We start from the raw sequence: 5496 nt of genomic DNA on the forward strand, positions 1-5496 counted from the left end.
GTATGCGTAAGTTATAATGATTCTCAACCCCTAAGCCATACCAAGCCTCGAAGGCTTAGTATGGCTTGTCAATATCTCTTCGTTTTCGTCATCCCTACGCAGGCAGAGATCTCTTTTAGCTTAAAAGCTTACTAATCCTCGAAGGCTTAGTAATCAAGGGTCTAATCGTTTACGTCATCCCTGCGTAGGCAGGGATCTCCTCTTCGTTTAGATGCTTACTAATCCTGAAAGGCTTAGTAAATAGGGGTCTTATATTTTATTTAAACACTAACCAAGCCTCAAAGGCTTAGTTAGTATAGGATCGTCACTTTTCTCTTTACTTACTCACTTCTTTACCATCGGCAAACCTTGCAAAGCGGTTTTTATTCTTATCGTGAACGTGATCAATAGACGGCCATGGCCAGCCACCAAATTGAGTTTGCTGAAATTCGTGGATGGCCTCTTGAATTTCTTGCTGTGTGTTCATTACAAATGGTCCATACTGCACAACAGGTTCATTAATAGATTTTCCTTGTAATAATAAAATTTCAGCAGGTTGGTTGCCATTTTCAATCTTAACCTCTTTTTCGGCAGCAAGAGCTACTGCATGATAGTTTTTCACTGACTCTCCATTAACATCAATGGTGTCACCCTTAAAGAAATATATCGTTCGATTGGCTTCTTCCGAAGCGGTAGGCAACGTATAGTTTGCATTTGGCTCTATGGCAATAGTCCAGATGGCTACTTCATTTTGCGGGTCAGCCGCCCAGGAGTTAGGTGCTGGGGCTGGGGCTGTATGCTCACCGATACTACCTGCCATAATTTTAACTTCAGTGGTTTGACCATTCTCATCTACATGTTTATGTATGGGTATGTCTTCATGCCAAAGCATGGCAAAATGAGGGGCAGCCATTTTATTCTTTTTAGGCAAATTCAACCATATCTGAAAAAGCTCAAAAGGATTTTCTTCCTCTTTCTTAAGTAGAGGAAACATCTCACTATGTTGTACTCCTTTGCCTGCCGTCATCCACTGTACATCGCCATTGCCAAATCTCCCGGCTGCGCCTAATGAGTCTGAGTGATCGATCAATCCTTTTCTAGCGATGGTGACCGTCTCAAAACCACGGTGCGGGTGTGCAGGAAAACCGGGTACGGTCTGACCATGGTACATCCTAAAGCCATCTTTTACAACAAAATCGTTCCCTAGATTTCTGCCGGCAAGCGATGCATCGGGTCCGAGTTGTTCATTACCCTTAGGATAGAAATCTTCATGATGAACACAAAATAGAAATGGATCACTGGTTTCCCACGGAAAGCCTAATGCCTTGATACTCTTTATCGCTGATTTAGCCATCGTTGTATGATTTAATGTTACAACATTAAACGATAAATCAGCGAATCTGTTTTCTTAATTATACTGCTAATCAAGTATGTTTTTTACCCGACCAACAATACCATCTTCGAGCATCACTTTTATACCATGTGTATGATTCGCATTTTTAGTTAATATGCGTTTTACCACACCTTCGGTGAGTTCACCACTTCTTTGGTGATGCTTTTGAACAACTTCTACTGTTTGACCGATTGCAATATCGGCCCTCTTTCTACCGTCTGCCATAGTTAAGATAAGATATACGCGAGTGCATCTTCTGGTTTAGAACATAATTTTGTGGGCCTTCCGGTCACTCTAATCACCATATTTAAGTAATATTTCTTAAAAGGCGAAGCATCAGTTACTACTCCGGTTTTATCGATACCAAGTGCGGCAGCTTTTGGAGAGATATGTTTTTCAAAATGCTTTCTACCTTCTACTGAAACTATTCCTTGATTTCTTATATCAGAATAAAAGCCTATCACCTGGTTTTTCTCGGCAAACGCAATGAGAGATTCAAATAGTTCTATATATTGTTCTTTGGTAAAGTTGCCCTGCCATACGATGCCGAGTAGTTTTAGAGTGGGTGAGTAGTACGCTTTCACATACTTTTCTTCCTTTATCAACCGATCATCATGTATCAATTCATCGATGCCAACCTGCATAGTTTTTTCCATTTTAAATTTTCAAATAGCTACAATAGTAATGATTTTATCAAAAAGATAAACGACAAATTTAAAGTCATTAGATGTGGCGGTGTATTCCTAATTGAAAGTTGCTAACTTTTCGCCTTCAAAAAAGAAACCTAGAATGAAAAAGTATATATGGATTGCCTGCCTATTCTTCATGGCTTGCGGAGGCACACAGGAAGATGCCGAAACGAAGCTCTCAAAACTGGTAAATGACAAAATATCTGGAGAGCAAGCCTATGTGACTACTGCTTTTGTTGAACAATTTTGGCGTATTGTCGGCAATACAGGATTCGATTCTAGTATTTACAAAGTGGTGAGTGACTTGGAGAAAGCCGGGTTTGTAAATGAAGATGTGGCAACAGATTCAAATCGATTTACTTACCGCATAGAGCGCAGAGATTTAGATGAGCCAACCTGGGAGCCTGTAAATGCTGAAGTTTCATTTTCAGGCGAAGATGAGCCATTATTGGCTTTTAGTACAAACAGAAATATGATAGCCGTAAACTCTTACAGTATCAAAACAACAACTCCGGTAGTTTTTGCAGATAGTCTTTCGGCTATCGATAATATAGATGTAAAAGGCAAGCTGGTATTTGCAGAAACGCACCCCTACAATCTATACAAAAAGGCTATTGTAGAAGCGGGAGCCCTCGGCATCATCACTTACAATAACCCTGATTATTTAAATCCGGAAGAGAATGTGACATCTATCCAGTTTAGGAGTATTCCCAAAGACTCTGTGAGAAAACCTTTTGGTATTGTGCTTTCATATGAAGCAAAAGAGCAGCTCAAAAAGCGACTCGCTGATGGGCCAGTTTCCCTTGATGTAATGGTAAATACAAAGATTTATGAATCTAAGGAACTCACGATAGTAGCAGATATAAAAGGTGCAAGTTACCCAGAAGAGCGACTTGTATTTAGTGCGCATGTGCAGGAGCCGGGAGCCAACGACAATGCTACAGGAGTTGGCGTAGCACTGGAAATGGCGACAGCTACGGCAGAGCTTATAAAATCTGGTGATTTGGAGATTGACAGAACTTTAACTTTTCTATGGGGAGATGAAATTGTGTCGACTAACAGATACGTGCAGGAGAATGCTGGAAGAGCAAAAAATATAAAGTGGGGTATAAGCCTTGACATGGTCGGAGAGAATACGGACATAACAGGAGGCTCATTCTTAATAGAGAAAATGCCAGACCCAAGTGCCATCTGGACACGCGGTAAAGACAATCATACCGAATGGGGCGCTGCAGAAATCAGTTTGGAAGATATGCAACCGCATTATTTAAACGACTTTGTGACTAATCGATTTAAAAAACAGGGCGAATTAGCAGGCTGGGAGGTAAACACAAATCCTTTTGAGGGGGGAAGTGATCATGTGCCTTTCTTAAAAGCAGATATACCTGGCGTTTTGTTTTGGCATTTTACGGACCAGTTTTACCACACAGACAACGACAGGTTAGATAAAGTCTCTAAAGAAACACTAAAAAATGTGGGAACTGCTGCCTTAATCTCTGCTTATACCTTATTAAATGCCGATGAAGAAATGGCGAAAAAAATTATCTCTGAAGTTGAGGTAGCAGCATTAGCCAGGCTGAAAGATGAGAAAACAGAGGGCGATAAAGCCGTTCAATCAGGAGCTACTGTAGAATCACAAGTAGAAATTATCAACGCCTGGGAAGATTGGTATTTGAAAGCACTTGCCAGTACAGAAGATTTGGTACAAGACAAATCGCAAATTGTAGGTGAAATAGAAAGTGCGCAGGAGAGAGTGCGAGAAGCAGCGGCAGAATACAAACAACAATTAAAATAAGAGTTAAAGCATGTATATCATGAGGTCAGTTTTGCTACTAGCATTAATCATCGGTACTGTTGTACCATCAGTAGGACAGCAATTTAACAGACAAGACAGTTTGCGCGGTTCTATCACAGAAGAGCGTGCCTGGTGGGATTTGTTGCATTATCACTTAGACATAAAGGTGGACCCTGCGGCTAAATCAATTGAAGGGAAAAATACTGTCACTTATAAGGTGCTGGACTCATCTGATTACATGCAAATTGACCTTCAGTCGCCTATGACATTGGATAAGGCGATGCAAAATGGTAAAGAATTGACTCTCAAGCATGAAGGCAATGCACATTTTATAAAAATGCCGGAAGACTTAAAAATGGGTAACGAGTATCAACTCGAACTTCACTTCAAAGGAAAACCAAAGGAAGCTGAAAATGCGCCATGGGATGGAGGTATCACCTGGGCAACAGATAGCAGCGGCTTGCCATTTGTGGCTTCTGCCAATCAAGGGATCGGAGCCAGTGTATGGTGGCCCAACAAGGACCACCCTTATGACGAGCCAAATAATGGGGTGCTGTTGAGTGTAGAAGTTCCGGAAAATCTTATGAATGTATCTAATGGAAGGTTGATAAAAACAGAGAAAAACAAGAAGGCCAAAACAAAAACTTACCACTGGGAAGTAAAAAATCCAATCAATAACTACGGTGTCAACATCAATGTGGGTGATTATGTGCACTTTGGTGAAAAATATGAAGGCGCAAACGGAGTGCTTGATATGGATTATTATGTGTTGAGTTACAACCTTGAGAAAGCTAAAAAGCAGTTTGCAGACGCTAAACGCACAATTGAAGCTTTTGAGCATTGGTTTGGGGCCTATCCATTTTACGAGGACAGCTACAAGTTGGTGGAAGTACCTTATCTGGGCATGGAACACCAAAGCTCTGTCACCTATGGTAATGGTTATCAAAATGGTTACCGAGGCGGAGACCTTAGTGCATCGGGTTGGGGGTTGAAGTTTGATTTTATCATAATTCATGAAACAGGCCATGAGTGGTTTGCCAATAGCATAACCAACAGCGATGTAGCTGATATGTGGCTGCACGAAAGCTTTACCGCCTATTCTGAAAACCTTTACTTGGAGTATCATTTTGGTAAAGAGGCCGGGCATGAATATGTGAGAGGCACAAGAATTTCAATTAACAACGACAGACCTATAATTGGTACATATAATGTCCACCACGAAGGCTCAGGTGATATGTACTATAAAGGAGCTAATATGTTGCACACCATTCGATACATTATAAATGATGACTCAAAATGGAGAGAAATTTTAAGAGGATTGAATAAAGAGTTTTACCATCAAACAGTTTCCAGCGAGCAAGTTGAAAAATACATGAGCGAAACCTCCGGTATCGATCTGTCAAAGGTATTTGATCAGTATTTGCGAACTACCATGGTGCCAACATTGGCCTACTTTGAGAAAGAGGGGAAGCTATTTTATAAATGGGAAAACGTAGTAGAGAATTTTGACATGCCAATAGTTTTATTAGTTAATAATGAGCCAAGAAAGATAACCCCTGGTAGTAATTGGCAGCTTTTAGACATTTCGGGAGATACCTCACAAATAAAAATACACCCGGATTACTATGTCGGACTCCTAC

General features: G+C 40.7%; 5 protein-coding genes. 2 read left to right on the plus strand and 3 right to left on the minus strand.

The features are described 5' to 3' along the window. Nucleotides 1–316: 316 nt before the first annotated feature. From E1176_RS07110 to E1176_RS07120, 3 genes are all read right to left on the minus strand, one after another. A complete protein-coding gene (locus E1176_RS07110) occupies nucleotides 317–1333 on the minus strand; it encodes a pirin family protein (RefSeq protein ID WP_155209911.1) in 1017 nt (338 codons plus the stop codon). 66 nt (nucleotides 1334–1399) lie between these two features. After that, nucleotides 1400–1597 carry a YwbE family protein gene (locus E1176_RS07115; protein WP_155209912.1) on the minus strand — a complete coding sequence of 66 codons (198 nt, stop codon included), beginning with the start codon at nucleotides 1595–1597 and terminating at the stop codon, nucleotides 1400–1402. A 2-nt stretch (nucleotides 1598–1599) separates the two neighbouring features. Beyond that, nucleotides 1600–2028 carry a hypothetical protein gene (locus tag E1176_RS07120; RefSeq protein ID WP_155209913.1) on the minus strand — a complete coding sequence of 143 codons (429 nt, stop codon included), beginning with the start codon at nucleotides 2026–2028 and terminating at the stop codon, nucleotides 1600–1602. A 133-nt stretch (nucleotides 2029–2161) separates the two neighbouring features. Between E1176_RS07120 and E1176_RS07125 the strand changes: the two genes are divergently transcribed. Together E1176_RS07125 and E1176_RS07130 are read left to right on the plus strand one after the other, a co-directional pair. Then, nucleotides 2162–3856 carry a M28 family metallopeptidase gene (locus E1176_RS07125; RefSeq protein ID WP_155209914.1) on the plus strand — a complete coding sequence of 565 codons (1695 nt, stop codon included), beginning with the start codon at nucleotides 2162–2164 and terminating at the stop codon, nucleotides 3854–3856. 10 nt (nucleotides 3857–3866) lie between these two features. Next, nucleotides 3867–5496, plus strand: a 1630-nt coding sequence (locus E1176_RS07130; RefSeq protein ID WP_155209915.1) for a M1 family metallopeptidase, incomplete at its 3' end; no start/stop codon positions are given.

This window comes from Fulvivirga aurantia (assembly GCF_009711475.1).
GTDB classification, from domain to species: Bacteria; Bacteroidota; Bacteroidia; order Cytophagales; family Cyclobacteriaceae; genus Fulvivirga; species Fulvivirga aurantia.